This window comes from Clostridium sp. AM28-20LB, assembly GCF_003480665.1.
Classification (GTDB): Bacteria; Bacillota; Clostridia; order Lachnospirales; family Lachnospiraceae; genus Otoolea; species Otoolea fessa.
Genome location: NZ_QUJN01000003.1, coordinates 292349 through 313699 on the forward strand (window position 1 = coordinate 292349; position 21351 = coordinate 313699).

Consider the following 21351-nt stretch of genomic DNA (forward strand, 5'->3'; position numbering starts at 1 on the left):
ATTCTTTTTTATTATCTTGTCCTACGAAAATCCTACGAAAAGGAAAGGGGTTATCCATTATGAAAAAAGTTGTCATCATCGACGGTCAGGGCGGACGCATGGGGCGCGCCCTCGTAGAAGAAATCCAGAAACTCTGTCCCGGACAGCCGCTTCTCGCGCTCGGTGCCAACACTACTGCCACTGCCGCGATGATGAAAGCCGGAGCTGCCATGGGCGCCACCGGAGAAAACCCCGTTCTCGTCGCCTGCCGAGATGCCGACCTAATCATCGGACCAATCGGCATCGTCATTGCAGACTCCCTCTTAGGAGAAATCACCCCCGCCATGGCAGCCGCCATCGGACAAAGCCGCGCCCAGAAAATCCTGATTCCTGTCAGTGGAAGCTCCTATTGCCGCCATATTTTAGTAGGAACACAGAATTTACCAATGAATGAATATATCCATTTGGCGGCAGAGGAAGCAGCTGCCTACCTGAATCATATTTAAAAAATGCACGAAGCTGAACTCTCATCGTTCCGCTCCGTGCATTTTTCTCCCGGTTTCTTTATCCTTCAAAACCTGCATCTTCAACTCATCCACCCCGGAAAATTTCATCTCCGGCCGCATAAAATCTAAAAAATGAACCTCTATCTTTTTCCCATACAGGTTTTCATCCAGATCATAGATATATGTCTCCGCACCCGCCGGTCGTTCCCCGGCAATCGTCGGTTTTTTTCCAATATTTGTGATACTTCCATAAGAAACACCATCAATCACCGTCCGGGAGAGATATACCCCGAACGCTGGAAGATGTTTCTGGATTCCCGGCAGGATATTCGCCGTCGGAAACCCTAGGGTGGAACCTAAATGCTCCCCGTGTACCACCTGTCCGCTGATCCGGTACTCGTATCCCAACAGTTCATTCGCCTTGCGGATATTTCCCTTCTCCAGCTCTTCCCGGATATAGGTGCTGCTGATCTCGCGTTCTCCATCCATCGCCTTTTCAACGATCGATACCTCATATCCATATTTCGGTGCCAGTTTCCGAAGCAGTTCAGCATCGCCCTTCCGCTGGTAGCCAAAATGGCAGTCCGGACCGGACACGATCGCCTTTGCGCCCATCTTGCCGACCAGAATCTCGGCAACAAACTGTTCCGGGTCCATATGTGCGACTTCCTGGTTGAACGGATATTCCACCAGATACTCCACCCCCGCCTCGCGCAGGTTCTCCTCGCGCTCCTCGTTGGTCGTGATCATCGTCTGCAGCTTTCCCCGGATCAAGGTTCCCGGTGCCGTCTCAAAGGTAAACACCGCTGGTTTATATCCTTTTTCCCGATACCGCATCACTTCCCGCAGCAGCTTCTGATGCCCTCTGTGAAGACCGTCAAACTTACCGATCGTGACCGCAGTCGGCTCTTTTATCTGAAATTCTCTGGTTCCGGCAAAATACTGCATCTTACTCTCCTCCCAGAAAGATCTTACGTGGTTTCCATTGTTTCTTCTCCGGCTGATAGGCATAGAGACCGATAAACTGGTTTGCGCTGTCATAGACGCGGATGATTCCAGAATCCGGAAGTACCATCTCTGAGTTTCCATCCGCAGAAACCTGGTGTTCAGCCAAACTGCTTCCGATCTGCACCAAGCAGCCGTCTCTCGGTCCCAGCCCCTTCGGGAATGGATTTCCATTCTGCAGAAGCTTATCCAGAACTTCGCTCTCCGACACATACGCCGGGCAGTCCTCAAACATTCCATCCACCGGCACAATCCTATCCTCGATCTGACCGGCTTTCGCCAGCGCTTCCACCTCGGACAGGCGCAGGCTGTCCCCGATCGCAAATCGATCGACGCGGGTGCGGATCAGTTTTTCCATACAGCCGCCGCATCCCAGCTTTTCACCGATGTCATGGCACAGGGTACGGATGTAGGTTCCCTTGGAACAGGTCACGGTCATCGTCACACGCGGCATTTCCACCGCATCTATCTGAAGATCATAGATTTCCACCGGGCGTGCTGCCCGCTCTACCTCTTTTCCGGCTCTCGCCAGCTCGTAGAGCTTCTTTCCGTTGACCTTGAGCGCCGAATACATCGGCGGTACCTGCATATACGGACCAACAAAGCTCTCCGCCGCCCCGCGGACTGCCGGTTCTGTCAGCTGTTCCGTCGGTTTCTCCGAAAGAATCGTTCCTGTCGTATCCTGCGTATCGGTTTCGGTTCCCAGCAAAAGAACTGCCTGATACGTCTTTCTCTTATCCGTCAAAAGGTCGCACAGCTTCGTGCCCTTCCCCAGACATACAGGGAGTACGCCCTCCGCTGCCGGATCGAGCGTACCCGTATGACCGATCTTTTTCTGTCTCAAAATGCCCCGGAGCTTCGCCACCACATCGTGGGACGTAAACCCCGGTTCTTTATAAATGTTTATCACACCGTGAAACATAAAATCTCCTAAAAAATCAGAACTATTACCGTCCATGCGCTGTGCACCTGAAAGCAGGCAGCGCAATCAGCAACAGAACCTCCTATTCCTCCCTACGGGCATCCATCTGTTTCTCAATATGTCCCGTCAGGTTGTTGATCACATCCCTCGGATGTCCCTGCATCGTGCAGCCCGCCGCGTGGATGTGTCCGCCGCCGCCGAAATACGCCGCCACCTTGCTCACATCGACATAGTCGTTGGAACGAAGGCTGACCTTGTACTCGTTGAACGCCTTTTCATAGATGAAAATGGCACATTCCACTCCTTCGGTAATCCGGAGCTGATCGATAATGCCATCCAGATCGTTCGTATCGACACTGTAAAACTCCATTTCTTTCTGGGAAACCACACTGAAAATACATCTTCCATCCAGAATCCGTGTACTGCCAAGCAGCGCTTTTCCGAGAATCTGGTTCTGTGCGTAGGTCTTGCGGTAAAAGCTGTCGTCGATGATCTTCGCCGCGTTCACGCCTTTTTCCATCAGCGCGCCCGCGATTTCCATCGTTTTCCGGGTCGTTGAATTGTACTTAAATACACCTGTGTCATGCACAATTCCGGTATAGAGACACTCTGCCGCCTCCCTGCTGATCTTTGCCTCATCAAGAAGCGTGTATAACACTTCGCTGCAGGAGCTTGCGTCCGGAATGATGTAATTTTGTTCTGCAAATCCTGTATTGGTTCTGTGATGATCGATACAGAGTGTCTTGGCGGCGCTGTCAAAATAGACCGCGTAGCCGCCCAGACGCTCTTTGTCGCTGGCATCCAGCGTAATGCACAGATCAAACTGTTTTTCCGGCACAATCTCGGTATGAATTTTCTCAAAATCATTCATATAAGAAAATTTAGCAGCCGGATGGTCGAGAAACAGTTCTGCCTCTATCTGCGGATAATTCTCCCGCAGATAGTTAAGCAGTCCCAGAGTCGTTCCGATACAGTCCCCGTCTGGATGGATGTGACCAAGCAGTACGATGTGCTCCGCCCCTTCCAGTGACGCCTCTAAGATATTTTTACTCATTTTCTTCCTCATCTCCCGATTCTGAGTCTCTGAGGTTTTCAGTTACTTCATCGATCAGGCGGGTCATGTGTACACCGTACTCAATCGACTGATCGAGAATAAATGTAATTTCCGGCGTATTCCGTAAATTAATGCGTTTTGCAAGCTGGGTGCGGACAAATCCGACAGCACTTTTCAGTCCCTGGATCGTATCCTTCGCCGCTTCCTCGTTGCCTAACACGCTGATATACGCCTTGCAGTACTTGAGATCCGGAGTTACCTCCACGGAGACAACCGTTGTCATCGGATGAATCCGCGGATCTTTCAGCTCACGGCTGATGATGGAACTCAGCTCTCTCTGTACTTCACTGTTAATTCTTGTATTTTTAATGCTATTTTTACGCATGAATCCCTCTGCCTTTCTAGCGCGGAACCTCTACCATCGCATATGCTTCGATCATATCGTCTTCCTGCAGATCGTTGAACTTCTCAAATACAAGACCACACTCGTATCCGGAAGCAACTTCCTTCACGTCGTCCTTGAAACGCTTTAAGGATGCCAGCGGACCATCGAAGATCTGCTCGCCGTCACGGGTAATACGTGCCTTGCAGCCTCTCTGGAATTTACCATCCAGGACGTAGGAACCAGCGATAGTACCAACGCCGGAAGCCTTGAAGGTCTGACGTACAACGGCGTGACCGATTACCTGCTCCTCGTAGATCGGGTCAAGCATACCCTTCATCGCTGCCTCGACATCCTCGATTGCCTGATAGATGACGCGGTAGAGACGAACGTCTACTTTCTCACGCTCTGCGATGGACTTCGCGGTTGCGTCCGGGCGCACATTGAAACCAATAATGATCGCGTTGGATGCGGCTGCCAGACTGACGTCGGACTCGTTGATCGCACCAACACCGCCGTGGATGACCTTGACTACAACTTCCTCGTTGGACAGCTTCATCAGGCTCTGTTTTACTGCCTCGACAGAACCCTGTACATCTGCCTTGACGATCAGTGGAAGTTCCTTTACATTTCCTGCCTTGATCTGGGAGAACAGATCGTCCAGGGAAAGCTTCATCTTTGTATCTTCAATTAACTTATTCTTGCTCTCAGAGATAAAGGTTTCTGCAAAGCTTCTTGCCTCTTTCTCGTTCTCCGGCTGTACAAATACCTCGCCGGCGTTCGGCACGTCATTAAGACCCAGAATCTCGACCGGAGTGGACGGACCAGCCTCTTTGACGCGGCGTCCCTTATCGTCCATCATCGCACGGACACGGCCGTAGCAGGCACCTGCCGCGATCGGATCACCGACATGCAGGGTACCCTTCTGTACCAGGACGGTTGCAACCGGACCTTTACCCTTATCCAGCTCCGCCTCGATGACAAGACCTCTCGCATTACGGTTCGGGTTTGCCTTTAACTCTTTGACCTCTGCGGTCAGAAGGATCATCTCAAGCAGTTCCTTGATACCTTCCTTGGTATGTGCAGATACCGGAACGAAGATGGTGCTGCCGCCCCAGTCCTCCGGAACCAGTTCGTACTCGATAAGCTCCTGTTTTACCTTCTCAATATTGGCACTCGGCTTATCGATCTTGTTGATCGCTACAATGATCTCAACCCCTGCTGCCTTCGCATGGTTGATCGCCTCGATGGTCTGCGGCATAACACCGTCATCTGCTGCAACAACGAGGATTGCAATATCAGTGGATTTTGCACCACGCATACGCATTGCGGTAAATGCCTCATGTCCCGGCGTATCGAGGAATGTGATCTTCTGTCCGTTGATCTCTACCATGTACGCACCGATGTGCTGGGTGATACCGCCTGCCTCTTTTGCAGTTACATTGGTCTGGCGGATTGCATCCAGAAGGGAGGTTTTACCATGATCGACATGGCCCATAACGCATACAACCGGCGGACGGGTTACCATGTCCTTCTCATCCTCTTCTTCCTCTTTCAGAAGTTCCTCGATGACGTCAACCTTGACCTCTTTCTCACAGAGTACGTCAAACTCCATCGCGATCTCTTCTGCCTGCTCGTAATCTACTTCCTGATTGATGGTGACAACCTTGCCCTGTAAAAAGAGCTTCTTTACAATCACAGACGGCTGAAGTTTCATCTTGTCTGCGAGATCCTTGATGGTGATTACCTCCGGGATCGTGATTGTCTTGATCTCCTCAACCTTTGCCTCCTTCTTCTGCGGCGGCTGAACAGCGCTCTTTACGTTCTTTCCGCCTCTTCCCTTGGAGTGCATCTCTTCCTCATGGTCGATCTTGCTGTATTTATCGTTCTTGTAATTATTCTTATTCTGCTTGTTGTTCTGCGGTTTCTGTACAACCGGGCTGTCGAAGGATGGCTTCGGAATATTTAAACCGCCGCGTCCATCGCGTCCGCCTCTCTGACCATCACGGCCGCCCTGATAGCCGCCGCTTCTCTGGCCGTCACGGTTTCCCTGATAGCCGCCGCTTCTCTGGCCGTCACGGTTTCCCTGATAACCGCTTCTCTGGCCGTCACGGTTTCCCTGATAGCCGCCGCTTCTCTGGCCATCGCGGTTTCCCTGATAGCCGCCGCTTCTCTGGCCGTCGCGGTTTCCCTGATAGCCGCTTCTCTGTCCATCACGGTTCTCCGCTGGAGCTGCGCTCTTAGCCGGCTCTGCGGTCTGCTCTGCACTTGCTGCTGCCGGACGGCTTGCCGGTGCGCCGGTCTTGGCTGCGTTTCCTGCATTACCCTTGCCTGCCGGACGGTTTCCTCTCTGTACGCTGTTCTGCGGACGATAAACCGCTGCAATCCGCTTTTTCGGCGGCTCAGTTGTCTTCTCCGCCTCTTTCTTCTCTGCCTCTAACGGCTCTTTCTTTATATCTTCCACTCGATTTGTTTCCGCCTTTCCTGTATCTGTCTTTGACGCTGTCGTCTGTCTCTTTGCTCCTGCAAGGAAGCGTCTGACTGCTTCTGCCTGTTCCTCCGTCACCTTGGAAGAATGGCTTTTTACGTCAAAATGATTTTTCTGCAGTATCTCTAAAACTTCTTTATTTGATTTGCCAATCTGTTTTGACAACTCATTAACTCTCATGTTTTGCTACCTCCGTTCCGGCACTGCCTTCCCGTTCTGCATAAGCTCCTAAAAGAGCCTGCCCAGAAAAGCGTTAATCATCTAACTTCTCTCTTAACGCCTTTGCAAAACCGGAATCCAAAACGGCCAGAGACGCTCTCATCTCTTTTCCCATCGCGTGTCCCAGCTCTTCTTTCATGCCGAACTGGTACACGGGAACCTTGTAGTATGCACATGAATTTTCAAACATCTTTTTTGTATTATCCGACGCTTCTTCTGACACGATCACCAGATACGCTTTTCCACTCTTGATCGCTTTCTCGGTCATGAACTCGCCGCTTGCCGTCTTACCGGCGCGCGTCGCCAGTCCCAGAAGATTCAGCACCTTTTTACGATTCTCCAAACTGCTCCATCTCCTTTTCCAGCGCCTCATAGACTTCCTTCGGAATCGCCATCTTGAGCGACCGCTCCAGTCCTTTGCTCTTTACCGCCTTTTTCCAGCAGTCCATCGAAGGACAGAGGTAGGCGCCGCGTCCATTCCTACGGCCTGTCGCGTCAATCTCGATCGTATCGTCGGCTGTCTTTAAAACGCGGATCATTTCTTTTTTGCTCTTCATTTCTCCGCATCCGATGCACTGTCTGAGCGGCACTTTCTTTGCTCCCACTGTCTATCACTTCCATTTCTGTCAAATCCCGGTTCTGCTGCTTTCTTTCTGCCAAATCTGCTCGTTCCGCCCGAAATCAGCATCCCCGCACATTATCTGTCAGGATTATTCCTGCTCCGCTGCCGGCTCTTCTGTGCCCTCAGCCGCCTCATTTTCTGCTGCCTCGGCTGCGTCTTCCTCTGCCACGCTGATCAGCGGGTCATCGGTGTAGCCCTCGAAGCCTTCCTCATAACCGCTCTCAAGCTCATCTAAAAGACCGGACTCTCTTGCCTGTGTCTCGCTCTTGATATCGATCTTGAATCCGGTCAGGCGGGCTGCCAGACGTGCATTCTGACCCTCTTTACCGATTGCCAGGGAAAGCTGGTAATCCGGAACGATCACCTGTGCCTCGCGTGCTTCCTCATCTGCTGCAACCAGGATAACCTTTGCCGGGCTTAACGCGTTCTCAATCAGGAATGCAGGGTTGTCATCCCAGTTGATGATATCGATCTTCTCACCGCGCAGCTCATTGACAACCGCGCTGACACGCGCGCCGTTTAAGCCGACACATGCACCGACCGGATCGACGTTCGGGTCGTTGGAGCTGACTGCCATCTTCGTACGGGAACCTGCCTCACGTGCGATCGCCTTGATCTCTACGGTACCGTCTCGGACCTCGGCAACCTCAGACTCAAAAAGGCGTTTTACCAGATCTGGATGGCTTCTGGATACGGTGATACGCGGGTCGCGCTGTGTCTCTTTTACTTCGATGACATACAGTTTGATACGCTCGGTCGGTTTGAATACCTCGCCCTTTACCTGCTCACTCTCGTTCAGGATCGTGTCGATCTTGCCTAAGTTGATGCTGATGTTGCGTCCTACATAGCGCTGTACGATACCCGTTACGATATCTTTCTCTCTGCAGTGCCACTCCTCATACAGGGCGTTGCGCTCTGCCTCACGAAGCTTCTGTAAGATAACATTCTTCGCGTTCTGAACGGCGATACGTCCAAACTCCTTGGAATTGACAGAAAACTGAACGATGTCGCCCAGCTCATACTTGCTGTTTAAGAGTTTTGCCTCTGCCAGGCTTACCTGGGTCATCGGATCCTCTACGGTCTCCACAACCTCACGCTCTGCCACGATGGAAAAATCTCCTGTTTCACGGTTGATGTTTACCTTGACATTATCTGCCCGGCCATAATTGTTTTTGTATGCTGTCAGCAGAGAATTTTCAATTGCTTCTAAAAGAACATCTTTGCTGATATTGTTTTCTTTTTCCAGCAGATTTATTGCCTCAATCAACTCTTTATTCATTTTATTTTATCTCCTCCTACCGTCTAAAAATCAAAGGCTAAACGAATCAAAGCAATCTCTGATTTTTCAAATGTACGCTCGCTGCCGTCCTCCATCGTGAGTGTCACGGAATCCGCGTCATAGGACGTAAGCGTTCCTGTAAATTCCTTCTGTTTGTCGATCGCTTTATACAGGCGGATCTCCACATCTTTGCCGATGCTTCTTGCAAAATCTTTCTCTTTCTTCAGAGGACGTCCCAGTCCCGGAGAACTCACCTCCAGTATATAGCTGTCCTCGATGAAATCTTCCTTATCCAGCCATTCACCAAGCAGACGGCTGATTACCTCGCAGTCATCAACGGTAATACCGCCCTCTTTGTCAATGTAGCACCGCAGATACCAGACGCCGACCTCGCGGACATACTCCACATCAACCAGCTCAAACTGATGCTGCTCCAGAACCGGCGTGATCCACGCCTCTACCCGTGCTTCGTACTGCTCTCCCTTTGCCACACCCCCACCACCTTTCTATGAAATTAGAAAGAGTGGACTTTTTTGTCCACTCTTTCCAGTCAGTCTATTATGTTATCGTGCCTAGTATAACATGCTTTTTTCGGAAGTTCAAGAGGTATTTCCTATTGTTTCTCTTTATTTACCGAATACAGCCTCATAATCTGCTTTGAATTTCTCGATACCAGCATCGGTCAGCGGGTGTTTTACCATCTGCATCAGAACCTTAAACGGAACCGTTGCGATGTCAGCGCCAGCCTTCGCGCACTCGATGATGTGCATCGGATGTCTGGTGGAAGCACAGATAATCTCGGTGGAAATCTCCGGATAATTGTCAAAGATCTCTACGATATCGTAAATCAGGTCTGTACCGTTGGTGGAGATGTCATCCAGACGGCCTAAGAACGGAGAAACGTATGTAGCGCCTGCTCTTGCAGCCAGAAGTGCCTGGTTGGCAGTAAAGATCAGGGTTACATTGGTCTTGATGCCCTCAGCGGACAGAGCTTTCACAGCCTTTAAGCCCTCGGTAGTCATCGGGATTTTAACAACCATGTTCGGATGAATCTTAGCGATCTCACGACCCTCGGCGATCATATCCTCTGCCTTCACAGTCGTAGCCTTAACCTCACCGGAAATTGGTCCATCTACAATGCTGGTAATCTCTTTGATAACCTCATTAAAATCACGGCCTTCTTTTGCAATCAGAGACGGGTTTGTGGTAACGCCACAGATAATACCCATATCATTCGCTTCACGGATCTCATCAACATTCGCGGTATCAATAAAAAATTTCATTTCCCATATCCTCCTAATTTTTATAAGATAGATAGCCAGTATCTCCTATATCTACTATACATAAGTATACCATACTTGTCCCATCTATTTCCATACTTGTATCTATATTTTACAAATTGTTACTGTTCACGCATACGTGCCCAGTAACGGAATTTGCCGTGGCTTCGTATTTAAATACGGCAAATTTCTGCTGCCACCACGTTTTCTTACGGCACTTTCGGTTTCAAAAGTGCCTGCCCGGGAACAGTAACTACAAATTTCCCTGTCCGTAATACGCCCCCGGACCATGCTTCCGCAGATAATGTTTATCCTGCAGGCACTGCGGCGCTTCCTTCACATCTGGATTGATCATCTCGCAGCGCGCCGCCATCTTGGCAACCTCCTCGAGTACAACCGCGTTGTGAACCGCCTCATGGGCATCCTTGCCCCAGGTAAACGGTCCATGGTTCTTGCAGAGCACACATGGCACAGCCATCGGGTCAAGCTTCCTCTCCTCGAACAAATCTGCGATCAGCACGCCTGTGTTCCACTCATAATTCTTTAATTCTTCCTCATTTAAGTTTCTCGCGCATGGAACGGAACCGTAGATATAATCTGCATGGGTCGTTCCGTAGCACGGAATGTCGCGTCCCGCCTGCGCCCAGGAAGTCGCCCACGGACTGTGCGTGTGAACCACGCCGCCGATCTTCGGAAAACGGTTATAAAGAATCAGGTGGGTTTTTGTATCAGAGGACGGATTCAGCGTTCCCTCAACGCGGTTTCCTTCCAGATCCATGACAACCATATCATCTGGCGTCAGTTTGTCATAGTCCACGCCAGACGGTTTGATGACAAACAGCCCCTTCTCACGGTCAATCCCGGAAACATTGCCCCAGGTAAAGGTAACCAGACCGTATTTCGGAAGCAGCATATTGGCTTCGTATACTTCTTTTTTTAATTCTTCCAGCATCGATTAAAACCTTCCTTCTACGGCGCCTCTCTCGGCAGCCAGACCATTGATATAGCTTGTCATAAACGCATTGAAGCCCTCGACATCCTTTGCATCCGGCTCCATCGTCTCCGCCTTTGCATCTGCAAATACCTGCTCATTTAAGTAATCGGACAAGCTCTGTCCCGGCTTCTTATCCTTGCGGTATGCCGCCAGAACCGCGATACCCCAGGCACCGCCCTCACCGGCTGTCTCCATAACGGATACCGGCACATCAGCCGCTGCCGCCATGATACGCTGTCCAACACCCTTGGTCTTGAAGAATCCGCCATGACCCATCAGTTTATCCAGTGTCACGTGCTCTTCCTTGAACAGAATGTCCAGACCATATTTCAGGGTTGCCAGGGAACTGTATAAGTGGGTACGCATGAAGTTTGCCAGTCCCAGCTTGCTGTCGGGATGGCGCATAAACAGCGGGCGTCCCTCCTCGAAGTCGGTGATCGGCTCGCCGGAGAGGTAGCAGTAGGACATCAGTCCTCCGCAATCTTCATCGCCCTCAAGCGCCTTGCGGTACAGGGTTCCAAACAGGGTGTTGCGGTCTGTTTTCTGACCCATCAGCTCATAGAACTCTTCAAACAGACCTACCCAGGCATTCAGATCGGAGGTACAGTTGTTGCAGTGAACCATGCCGACCAGATGACCATCCGGCGTAGTTACCATGTCAATCTCCTGGTGAACCGTCTCCAGAGTCTTTTCCAGAACAACCATTGCAAATACGGAGGTTCCGGCAGATACGTTACCGGTGCGGACTGCCACGCTATTGGTTGCCGTCATACCGGTTCCTGCATCGCCCTCCGGCGGGCACAGCGGAATGCCAGCTTCCAGATTGCCGCTCTCATCCAGCAGCTTCGCGCCTTCCTCCGTCAGCGTTCCCGCCTCATCGCCAGCGCTCAGAACCTCCGGCAGAAGGTCGCGCAGCTTCCACGGATATCCCTTTGGAACCATCATTTCTTCGAACTTATCCAGCATTTCAGCATCATACTGTCCGGTTGCCGGGTCGATCGGGAACATACCCGAAGCATCGCCGACGCCAAGTACCTGCTTACCGGTCAGTTTCCAATGTACATATCCGGCTAAGGTGGTCAGGAAATGCACGCGGGATACATGCTCCTCGCCGTTGATTACCGCCTGATACAGGTGTGCAATACTCCATCTCTGCGGGATATTGTAGTTAAACAGGTCCGTCAGGCGTCTTGCTGCCTCGGCGGTCATCGTATTTCTCCAGGTACGGAACGGAACGAGCAGTTTTCCGTCCGCATCAAATGCCATATAGCCGTGCATCATGGCGCTGACGCCCATCGCACCAACCTTTTTAAGCGTTAAACCGTATTGTTTCTTCACATCGGCAGCCAGATCCGCGTAGCAGTCCTTTAAGCCTTTCCAGATATCTTCCAGGGAATAGGTCCAGATACCATTTTCCAGACGGTTTTCCCACTCATAGCTCCCCTGCGCGATCGGCGCGGTCGTGCCGTCCGTCAAGACTGCCTTGATTCGGGTCGAACCAAATTCAATTCCGAGCGCTGTATTTCCGCTCTCTATGTCTTTCTTGATCTCTTCCGCACTGCGGCCCATATCCATCCTCCTCATTGTAGCAAAAAGGCGCACCGCCGCCGGAATTATCATCCCCTTGGCTGCGGCACGCCCCGTCATTCATAACTATTTTATTTTCACAATTGTGGCGAAAACTTATGCAGTTACGTCTTTTTCAAATTTTTTTATCTTTCAAACACCCTATTATTTCATAAAGAATTTCTGTAAATCAGCCTCTGTCGTATCTTCGCCGATTGTAATTAACTCGGTACCGGTCAGACGCGCGAACATAGCGATGTCGTCTCTCGTCAGAGCGGTAGATACAACGGAGTGATGAGCGCCACCTGCGTAGCACCATGCAGCCGTACCGATCTGGAAGTTCGGTTTATGACGGTACATAATTCTCGCCACCGGAAGTTTTGGCATCGGTTTCGGCTGTTTTACAAGCTCGATATCTGCACAGATGATGCGGAAATGATCGCCCATATCTACCATCGTTACCTGGATACCATCGCCGGTCACGCCGTCGAAAATCAGTCTTGCCGGATCCTCCTTGCCGCCGATACCCAGCGGAATTACATCGATCTCCGGCTTGGTTGCTGCAAATGCCGGCGGAACCTCCAGCATATGGGAAGCTAACTCTAACTCCTGTCCCGGAGTCAGATCGTAGGTATAATCCTCGATAAAGCCGGTTGCGCCCTCTTTGCCCTCGGACATCTTCATCAGGACTGCAGACAGAGCGGAAATCTTGTAATCACCCTCCGGACCAAAGCCAATGCCTTTGCCCATCAGGTTCTGTGCTGCGATACCCGGAAGCTGCTTTAAGCCGTGCAGATCCTGGAATGTATCAGCGAATGCGCCGATTCCGTTCGCGGAGAGAAATTTTTCCAGACCTACTTCATATTTAGCCTGCTCGCGGACAGAATCAATGCGGTCGGTCTTCATTGTATACTTATCGGTATACTCTTTCATCTTCGCGTCGATCTCTTCCTCGGTTACCTGGTTGATGATGTCAACCAGATCGCCCAGTGCGTAATAGTTGCACTCCCAGCCGTATTTGATCTGGCTCTCTACGCGGTCGCCGTCGGTAACCGCCACCTCGCGCATATTGTTGCCGAAGGAAGCCACCTTTAAGGACTTGGAGTAGGAGATAGCCTTTGCAACGGATGCAAACTGGCGGATCTTTGCTACCACATCATCATGTTTGTAATATCCAGCTACAACCTCATGCGGAATACCCATTCTGGCAACGATGAAGCCGTACTCACGGTCGCCATGTGCGGACTGATTCAGGTTCATGAAATCCATGTCGATCTCATCATACGGAAGCTTCTCATTTGCCTGTGTATGTAAATGAAGCAGCGGTTTTCTTAATTCCTGCAGACCCTTGATCCACATTTTTGCAGGGGAGAAGGTGTGCATCCATGTGATAACGCCGACACAGTCATCATCATTGGAAGCTTTCCGCATATCCTGAATACAGATTTCAGAAGTCTCTACGGTTGGAAGAAGTTCGATCTCTGCCAGATCGCCCACTGTTTCGTTTAAGAATGCAACCATCTGACGGCTGTCTTCTGCAACCTGTTTCAGGCATTCCTCTCCGTATAAGTCCTGGGAACCCACAATAAAGTATAACTTTTTCATTTTAATCTGCCTCCTTGTCATTTTCAATGTATATCCCGAACCGAATTTCCGTTGTTAAACATCACCGGAAACCGGTACGAATACTTCTTTTCCTGCCAATCCGAATCCTCTATCATCCGCAGAAGATTGCGCGCTGTCAGCCGCCCAAGATTGTACTTGGGATGAATCACGGACAAGATCGTGAGATCCCCCTCCTGCACCGGTCCGGCATCATCAAACGATACCAGGGAAATATCTTCCGGCACGCGCAGTCCGCGGTCCTTTAAAAAATCCATATAGCTGCCCGCCACCTCGTCGTTGTAGAGGATCATCGCGGTACAGTCCTTCGTCCGGCGGTACATCCGCTGGAGTCCTTTTTTGCTTAATTTTTCTTCCATATCCCGGGTCGAATACCAGCGGATCCAGTCCTCCTGGAAATCGATCCCGAAATCCGACAGACACTCGATAAAGCCGCGGTAACGCTCGATCCCCTGCCAGTCATCGTATTTGAAAATACCGCCGATCCGGGTATGTCCGTTCTGTATCAAAATCCGCGTCAGCTCATAGCCCGCGCGCGCATCCGACATCTCCACGCTGTCAAACGTCTCATTCTGGTAATGATTGTGAATAAACAGCGTCGGAATATTTCTCCTCCGTATCTCCTTGTAAAGCCGCAGATTCGGATTCGGGAAACTGGAACGTGTCCCCTCGATGATGAGTCCGGACACATTGCGCCCCAGCATCCCCTTGAGATACATGGCCTCATCATTTAAGCGGTTGCGCGTGACCGAAACGCTGATCTCATAACCTTCCTCCCGCAGGACGGACTCGATTCCCTCATACACCTGCGGAAACAGGTAATCTGAAAAATAACTGAGAATCAGTCCGATGCGGGGACGTTCTTCCTTATCCTTCTCCGGCGCGTAGGAAACGTAGGTGCCGCTTCCCTTGACCCGGGCAATCAGCCCGTCCTGCTCCAGGCGGTTGAGCGCATTGCGGACCGTCTGGCGGGAGTATCCAAATTTATTCTGGAGCATATGCTCGGATGGAAACTTGTCCATATTCCGGAGCACCCCGCTCATAATCAGCGTCCGACCCCAGTTGTAGAGCTTCTGATATTTAAGTCCATCCTGATTCCGGCTGCTGTTCTCCCTCATACTGTAACCTCCAGATGTCGCTTTTGTCTGTCCTATTTGATAACCTGCAGGGACTGACGGTCTGCGAATACAGCTACGAATATCAGGAATACAACACCCTGGATGAGCTGCATCATCTGTGTGGTAAAGCCCATCATCGTCAGACCACTGTTCAGGACGATGTACAGAAGAGAACCAACGATGATATTCTCAAAACGTACCTTCGCACCACCGGAAATCGGCATACCGCCCAGTACCAGTGCAATCAGGATCTGGGTCTCAAGCTGGTTACCACCGGAAGAAGTAACCGAACCAACCTTGATAACATTGATAAATGCGGCAAATCCTGTGATCGCACCTGCCAGTGTGTAGATAAGGAACTTCATGCGGTCGGTACGGATGCCGGAGAACATCGCTGCTTTCTCACCTGCTCCGATCGCCTTTAAATAGGTACCAAACTTGGTAAAGCGGAATAAAATAAATCCGATAATCAGGACCACCAACGTACAAGCCAGCTTTAATTCAGTGCTATCGAAGTTGATTAACATCGCAGAGCCGGCTACCGGCGCGTTGGTCGTCAGATATTTGATAAATCCACGGAATAAGAACATCGTACAAATCGTAACGATGAAGGATTTAATCTTGCGGTATACATAGAAGTAACCGTTGATGGCGCCGATCGCTGCACCAACCGCGATACCTGCCACAATCGCCAGTGGAATGCTGGTCTTGGAAACCATGCAGACAACAATCGATGCAATACCAAGAATGGAACCCTGGGAGAAATCTAGACCGCCCATCGTCATGATAAAGAATACGCCGGTTGCCGAAATCATGGTGACATACACCTGGGAAAGTACCAGAGGAAGGTTATTCATCATCCGGAAATTCGTCAGGGCATTGAACATAAGAAAGATGATAATCAGTCCCGCAATCGGCAGAAGCGAACGGATCATCGTCATTTTTGATAACTTTTTGAGCTGCTGCTCTTTATTTTCCGTACTTGTCTTAACTTGATTCTCCATTGCATCCTCCTTATACCATCATCGTGATCAGGCTGTTCTCATCCATCGCCTCATCACGTTCCAGCTCACCGCTGATCTTGCCGTCCTTCATGATAATGATGCGGTCGCACATACCAATCAGCTCCATCAGCTCCTCGGAAATCATGATAATCGATTTTCCATTCTTTCTCATCTGGTTCATTAACTGGTAAATGTCCTGTTTAACCTTAATATCAATACCACGGGTCGGACTGTCGAGAACGACAATATCGGAATCTTTTCCAATCCATCTTGCCAGAACGACCTTCTGCTTATTACCACCAGAAAGCTCCGAAACAAACTGGTTTACGTTTACCATCTTAACGGACATCTGTTTTGCAAACTGGTTGGAAAATTCTCTTAATTTCTTATCGCTCAACAGGTGAATCTTGTTTGCCAGCGAATCCAGGGACGGCAGGCAGATGTTGTCGCCAATGCTCTGGTTTAAAACGACCGACTCATTATCACGATCCTTCGATGTATACGCGATGCTGTGCTTGATCGCGCTCGGGATATCGTTAATCTGCGTTCCGTCTGCCAGCTCTACCGTACCGGTTCTGTCATAGGATGCGCCAAAGATTGCTTTGCCGATCTCATGCATACCGGACTCAGACAGACCGCCAAAGCCAAGGATCTCGCCCTTGTGAAGTTCAAAACTGACATCCTCGATGAGTCCCGGAACCGTCACGTTCTTAACAGAAAGAACGACTTCATCTGATACTTTCTCACCGTAATCTGCACGGTAATAATCACCTGTTACCTCACGGCCTACCATCAGACGTTTCAGATCGTCCTCGGTCACATCCTTGCTCTTGACGGTATCAATGTAAACGCCGTCGCGCAGGATCGTGATGGTATCTGACTTCTCCAGAATCTCCGGAAGGTCATGGGAGATAAAGATGACCGTGTTGCCGCTCTCACGGATGCGGTTCATGTGTTTGTAAAGTTCTTCACGACCTTCCTGGGAAAGTGCCGTGGTCGTCTCATCAATGACAACAATCTTCGGATTGAAGTAGGTCGCCTTTACGATCTCGACCAGCTTCCGGTCCTCGAAATTGTAGTTGTCGATAATGTCTGCCGCCTTGATACGCTCGAAGCCGTACTGTTTCAGAAGCTCCGTCGCCTTTTTATTCATGGCATTTGTATTTTTAATTCCCATATGTACGAACTGATCTTCGTGTCCCAGGAATATATTTTCCGCTACTGTAAGTCCTGACAAGGTTCCTAACTCCTGTACGATGATAGAAACACCCTCGTTGTTGGCTTCTACCTGATTCTTCGGATGAATCTCTTTCCCATCCAGAATGAAGGTACCGCTTCCGATACTGTAGATGCCGGTCAGCATGTTGGTCAGCGTCGATTTACCGGAACCATTCTCTCCGATCAGCGCGTGAACCTCGCCTTTATTGACATTGAAAGACACATTCTGAACTGCCTTCGTGATACCGAAGGACTTGCAAAGATTTTTTACCTGTAATCTTACCTCGCTCATTGCATTTCCTCCCTCGATTTACTTGACAATCTCGCCTTTTTCTGCTTTTGTGGTCAGCGTGATGATAATTAACAGTGCCAGACCCGTGATAACGTCCTGGATCGCTGTCGGTGCGCCCATCGCGATGAAACCAAAGAAAATAATGTTGATAACGAACTCTCCGATGACAATCGCCTGCAGCGGCATACCATATTTCTTAAATGCCAGACCGAAGAAGCATCCCATCGTCGGAACGAAGTTACGGCTCATCGACGCCATACCGGTTACCGCTACCATAGAGGAACCATAGCTGATCGTCAAGATAGCCATAACACCTAAAAATGCGCCACTCAAAATAAATGCAAGCACTTTGTACTTATTGACATTGATACCCATGTTTTTCGCTACGAACTCGTTGCTGCCGATCGCATATGTATAAGTACCAATCTTTGTATAATTTAAGAAAATGTAAGCTGCCACACATGCCAGAAGTGCCAGAATAATGTTCCACGGCATCTGTCCGAATGCACGGAGGTTGGACGGAAGCGTCTGCTCCACGCCGCCTGCGATGTAGTTGGCAACCGACTCATAGATAAGAGCCAGACCCGTCGTTACAATCATGGACGGGATACGGAGTTTTACATAAAAAACACCGTTTAAAAGTCCGACAATCGTACCAGTCAGCACGCTGCCGATGATAAGACCGGCATATCCCATGCCGAAACGAGAGGCAAATACACAGCCTACAATCGCTGAAAGCATGATGTTCGCGCCGATGGAGAAATCGAACATACCCATAACCATAACAAAGTAAAAACCAACAGCGCCAACCGTCGCGATCAGGCTGGCCTGAAAATAACTCAGCATATTAGCCGGAGAACCAAAATTGCCCGGCGTCAGAGCTTTAAAAATCGCCCAGGAAAGCACTACCAAACCCACCAGGATGATATAACCCTTGGCAGTTCCCGAAAGTTTTTTCTTTCCGGTTGTTTCAACAACAGAAGAACCCATATTTTATACCTCATTCATAACTGCTCAGTTTCTTTTTTCTTTTAAAGAAAAGACCGGCATCGCGCCGTGCGATACCGGCCTTTTCTATTACATTCAGCCTCTTAAAATTCTATAATTTGAATCAGTTTCTGAACTAATTAGTTGCCTGCTCTCTGTGCAGCATCCTCGATGGAGATACCAGCTGCAGTTGCTTTCAGGTCATCCAGGCTAAGCTCGGACATAGCTACCAGTTCCTCATCGGTGTATGGAAGCTGATCTACGAAGTACTGCTCATATGCTTTGTAGTCGTCCGGAGAAGATACATACAGATACGGGAACGGAACATCCTCGAAGTTGCCCTCGATACCTGTGTAGTTGCCCTTGATTGCGTTGTAAACCATCATGAAAGCGATAAGCGGATCGCAGTAATGTCCACCGGACTCACCGGCCATAGAACCATTTTCAAGTCTCTCGCCCAGATCCGGAAGGAAGTCTGTGGAAACGATGTCGATATCCTGAGTCTTGCCTGCACGCTCAACTGCTGCGATAGCGCCCTGAAGCGGGTCACCGCCGCCGCCTGCCGGAATCAGTGCATCCAGAGTCGGATCTGCGGACATCAGAGCCTCTGCTGCCTTGGAACCACCCTCAGAAGAAGTACCTGCGTACTGCGGCTCAGACAGTTTTGCCTGATCATCCGGATGCTCTGCGTTCCATTTCTCAACGCCAGCTTTGTAGCCTTCCCATCTGCCAAGCCAGGTAGCGTCGCCCTGCTCCCAGCCGATCAGACCGATGTTTCTGTCGCCCTTGTCCAGAAGAATCTGAACTAATTTTTCACCGTTCTCCGGCTCGTTCTCATGAACAGCGCCGATGTAGTACGGTGATGCGGTTGCTAAATCATAGATATCCTTGCTGTTCTCCTGGCTGATAACACGGAAGAACTGTGCCAGATATACTTTATTGTCATTACATGTCTTAATAGCGGATGTCATCTCTGTATCAGAAGAGTTGCAGATGATGATACCCTGGCATCCTGCTGCTGCTAACTGCTCTACGGATGCGGTAACCTTCTCCGACACATGACCCTGGTCAACATACTGAACCTGAACGCCCAGAGCCTTTGCTGCCTCGTCGATGATCAGCTTACACTGGGAACCAAGTACATCGGTGGAGGACCAGATGGAAACACCGATCTTGATGTCTTTGTTGTCGATCGTCGAAGCTGCTGCCTCGCTTCCTTCTGCTGCAGAAGCATCTGCTGCCTGTGTCGCATTTGCTGCTCCAGAGCCGCCGCATGCGGTCATGCTCACTGCCATCGCTGCTACTGTCATGGATGCAGCGGCACGTTTGAACATTTTTTTCATTCTAACTACCTCCCATAAAATTTTCTTTGCAAGCGGCACCCCAGCCGCACTGCGTTGTTGCTTTTCACAACTTTTTGTAATTTTATTATAGCAATCCAGGACAAATTGTGCAAGTAAATACAAGATCATTTTTTCATAAAGTTGTATTTTATTTTGTAGATTGTTATAAATTTCACGTCCGATTTTGACATTCTTTTATCAAAAATACAAATGATGCATAAATTAAAGCGGCTATTTTCGCTAAATATTTATGCATCATGTATAGGTTCGCTGATTCCCTCTCGAATTATGTCGAATCAGGGGAATACAACTTTATACTGTTTCTGATATGTACTGTACTTTTTTCAGATGTCTTCTCCCTCTTTGCAGAGATATTTCCCGTCACTTTGACTGTTCTATCTTGATGCTGTCATACCAGACATCCATGACAGTTTGTTTGTCTCTGGAAGAGGATTTCTACTTTTTCTTCTTTACCATCGCAAGGATCGACTGAAGCACGATAAAGAAGCATAAGAGTGCCGCGATCGTGATACGGGTCCACCAGGAAGAAAGGGTTCCCTGGAAAGTGATAAATGCCTCGATCGTCGCCTTGATAAGGACGCCAAACAGGGTTCCGAATACATTACCGACGCCGCCGGTTAAGAGCGTGCCGCCGATAACAGAGGAAGCTATCGCATCCATCTCAAAGCCCTTTGCCTGCTCAACGAAGCCGCCCAGCGTATTCAGACAGAACAGAACGCTGCCGACGCCGCAAAGGAAACCGTCCAGGATATAGGCTTTCAGTTTTACCCGGCGCACATTTAAGCCCATCATCAGCGCTGACTGCTCGTTGCCGCCGATCGCATAGATGCTGCGTCCAAATTTCGTATATTTCAGCATGATAAATGCCAGAACCAGAAGAACCAGCGCAATCACAACCGTCGGATAGATATATGGATAAATCATCATGCCTTTTTTGTTGAGATAGCCGCCGAACGGAATATAAAGTTTCATCTTCGCCCATGCCATGAAAGTTTCATTCGTAATACTGATCATGTCCTTGGAAATGATCGCAGTCATGCCGCGGGCAAAGAACATACCCGCCAGGGTAACAATGAATGGCTGGATATCCATGTAGGCAACCAGGAATCCCTGTACCAGACCGAAAACAATTCCGGTCACCAGCACGATGAGAACCGCCGGAACCGCACCGATACCGCCTTTTTCCATCATCCATGCCAACATCATACAGCCCATCGCCACGAAGGAACCGACGCTGATATCGATACCGCCGGTGATCATGACGATCGTCATGCCGATACCGATGACAATCAGACCCGCATTGGAAATAAAGAGGTTTAAGAAGTTCTGTGTCTTGGCAAAGCCCTGTGCATTAAAGAGCACGCAGCCGATCGCGTACATCACGAAGAACAGCAGGATCGTGACAAGAAGCAGGAACGTGTTCTGATTTAATCTCTTCTTTTCTTTCAT

20 protein-coding genes are annotated in these 21351 nt (G+C 49.8%); 1 reads left to right on the top strand and 19 read right to left on the bottom strand.

From position 1 onward, the window contains the following. The first annotated feature begins 59 nt into the window (after nt 1-59). Complete coding sequence (locus DW739_RS08975; protein WP_107000574.1) at nt 60-485, top strand: DUF3842 family protein; 426 nt, start codon at nt 60-62, stop codon at nt 483-485. Nucleotides 486-506: 21 nt separating this feature from the next. On the opposite strand, the gene DW739_RS08980 is transcribed toward DW739_RS08975, so the two are convergent. From DW739_RS08980 to DW739_RS09070, 19 genes are all read right to left on the bottom strand, one after another. Further along, nucleotides 507-1433 (bottom strand): bifunctional riboflavin kinase/FAD synthetase, encoded by a 927-nt coding sequence (locus tag DW739_RS08980; protein ID WP_118523039.1) that lies wholly within the window; start codon nt 1431-1433, stop codon nt 507-509. Nucleotide 1434: 1 nt separating this feature from the next. Next, nucleotides 1435-2412 carry a tRNA pseudouridine(55) synthase TruB gene (gene truB / locus DW739_RS08985; RefSeq protein WP_118742942.1) on the bottom strand — a complete coding sequence of 326 codons (978 nt, stop codon included), beginning with the start codon at nt 2410-2412 and terminating at the stop codon, nt 1435-1437. Between the two features lie 82 nt (nt 2413-2494). Continuing rightward, nucleotides 2495-3466, bottom strand: coding sequence for a bifunctional oligoribonuclease/PAP phosphatase NrnA (locus DW739_RS08990; protein WP_118742923.1), 972 nt, complete (start codon nt 3464-3466; stop codon nt 2495-2497). Next, complete coding sequence (gene rbfA / locus DW739_RS08995; RefSeq protein ID WP_022360140.1) at nt 3459-3851, bottom strand: 30S ribosome-binding factor RbfA; 393 nt, start codon at nt 3849-3851, stop codon at nt 3459-3461. Before rbfA ends, DW739_RS08990 begins: the two co-directional genes overlap by 8 nt. Before the next feature lie 16 nt (nt 3852-3867). Continuing rightward, nucleotides 3868-6516, bottom strand: a complete 2649-nt coding sequence (gene infB, locus DW739_RS09000; protein WP_118742924.1) for a translation initiation factor IF-2 — start codon at nt 6514-6516, stop codon at nt 3868-3870. A gap of 73 nt (nt 6517-6589) precedes the next feature. Beyond that, entirely contained in the window at nt 6590-6898 is a 309-nt protein-coding gene (locus DW739_RS09005) for a ribosomal L7Ae/L30e/S12e/Gadd45 family protein (protein ID WP_107000578.1), read from the bottom strand. After that, nucleotides 6885-7160 carry a YlxR family protein gene (locus DW739_RS09010; RefSeq protein WP_117796229.1) on the bottom strand — a complete coding sequence of 92 codons (276 nt, stop codon included), beginning with the start codon at nt 7158-7160 and terminating at the stop codon, nt 6885-6887. The genes DW739_RS09005 and DW739_RS09010 overlap by 14 nt, the downstream gene beginning before the upstream one ends. Before the next feature lie 105 nt (nt 7161-7265). Beyond that, on the bottom strand, nt 7266-8456 hold the full coding sequence (gene nusA, locus DW739_RS09015) for a transcription termination factor NusA (protein WP_118468288.1): 1191 nt from the start codon (nt 8454-8456) through the stop codon (nt 7266-7268). A 23-nt stretch (nt 8457-8479) separates the two neighbouring features. Beyond that, a complete protein-coding gene (gene rimP, locus DW739_RS09020) occupies nt 8480-8947 on the bottom strand; it encodes a ribosome maturation factor RimP (RefSeq protein ID WP_118524082.1) in 468 nt (155 codons plus the stop codon). 135 nt (nt 8948-9082) lie between these two features. Beyond that, nucleotides 9083-9739 (bottom strand): fructose-6-phosphate aldolase, encoded by a 657-nt coding sequence (gene fsa, locus DW739_RS09025; protein ID WP_022358583.1) that lies wholly within the window; start codon nt 9737-9739, stop codon nt 9083-9085. Nucleotides 9740-9989: 250 nt separating this feature from the next. After that, nucleotides 9990-10688: an L-ribulose-5-phosphate 4-epimerase gene (locus tag DW739_RS09030; protein ID WP_107000582.1), complete on the bottom strand. Its 699-nt coding sequence runs from the start codon at nt 10686-10688 to the stop codon at nt 9990-9992. A gap of 3 nt (nt 10689-10691) precedes the next feature. Next, nucleotides 10692-12299: an FGGY-family carbohydrate kinase gene (locus tag DW739_RS09035; protein WP_118570687.1), complete on the bottom strand. Its 1608-nt coding sequence runs from the start codon at nt 12297-12299 to the stop codon at nt 10692-10694. A 162-nt stretch (nt 12300-12461) separates the two neighbouring features. Then, nucleotides 12462-13901, bottom strand: a complete 1440-nt coding sequence (gene araA, locus DW739_RS09040; RefSeq protein ID WP_118652434.1) for an L-arabinose isomerase — start codon at nt 13899-13901, stop codon at nt 12462-12464. 23 nt (nt 13902-13924) lie between these two features. Beyond that, nucleotides 13925-15037, bottom strand: a complete 1113-nt coding sequence (locus DW739_RS09045) for a GntR family transcriptional regulator (RefSeq protein WP_118652436.1) — start codon at nt 15035-15037, stop codon at nt 13925-13927. A 32-nt stretch (nt 15038-15069) separates the two neighbouring features. Beyond that, nucleotides 15070-16041: an ABC transporter permease gene (locus DW739_RS09050; RefSeq protein ID WP_107000586.1), complete on the bottom strand. Its 972-nt coding sequence runs from the start codon at nt 16039-16041 to the stop codon at nt 15070-15072. Nucleotides 16042-16051: 10 nt separating this feature from the next. After that, nucleotides 16052-17551, bottom strand: a complete 1500-nt coding sequence (locus DW739_RS09055; RefSeq protein WP_118472222.1) for a sugar ABC transporter ATP-binding protein — start codon at nt 17549-17551, stop codon at nt 16052-16054. A gap of 18 nt (nt 17552-17569) precedes the next feature. Then, nucleotides 17570-18541, bottom strand: coding sequence for an ABC transporter permease (locus DW739_RS09060; protein WP_107000588.1), 972 nt, complete (start codon nt 18539-18541; stop codon nt 17570-17572). A 137-nt stretch (nt 18542-18678) separates the two neighbouring features. Beyond that, nucleotides 18679-19881 carry a sugar ABC transporter substrate-binding protein gene (locus DW739_RS09065; RefSeq protein ID WP_118652438.1) on the bottom strand — a complete coding sequence of 401 codons (1203 nt, stop codon included), beginning with the start codon at nt 19879-19881 and terminating at the stop codon, nt 18679-18681. Between the two features lie 456 nt (nt 19882-20337). Next, nucleotides 20338-21351: a sugar ABC transporter permease YjfF gene (locus DW739_RS09070; protein ID WP_107000590.1), complete on the bottom strand. Its 1014-nt coding sequence runs from the start codon at nt 21349-21351 to the stop codon at nt 20338-20340.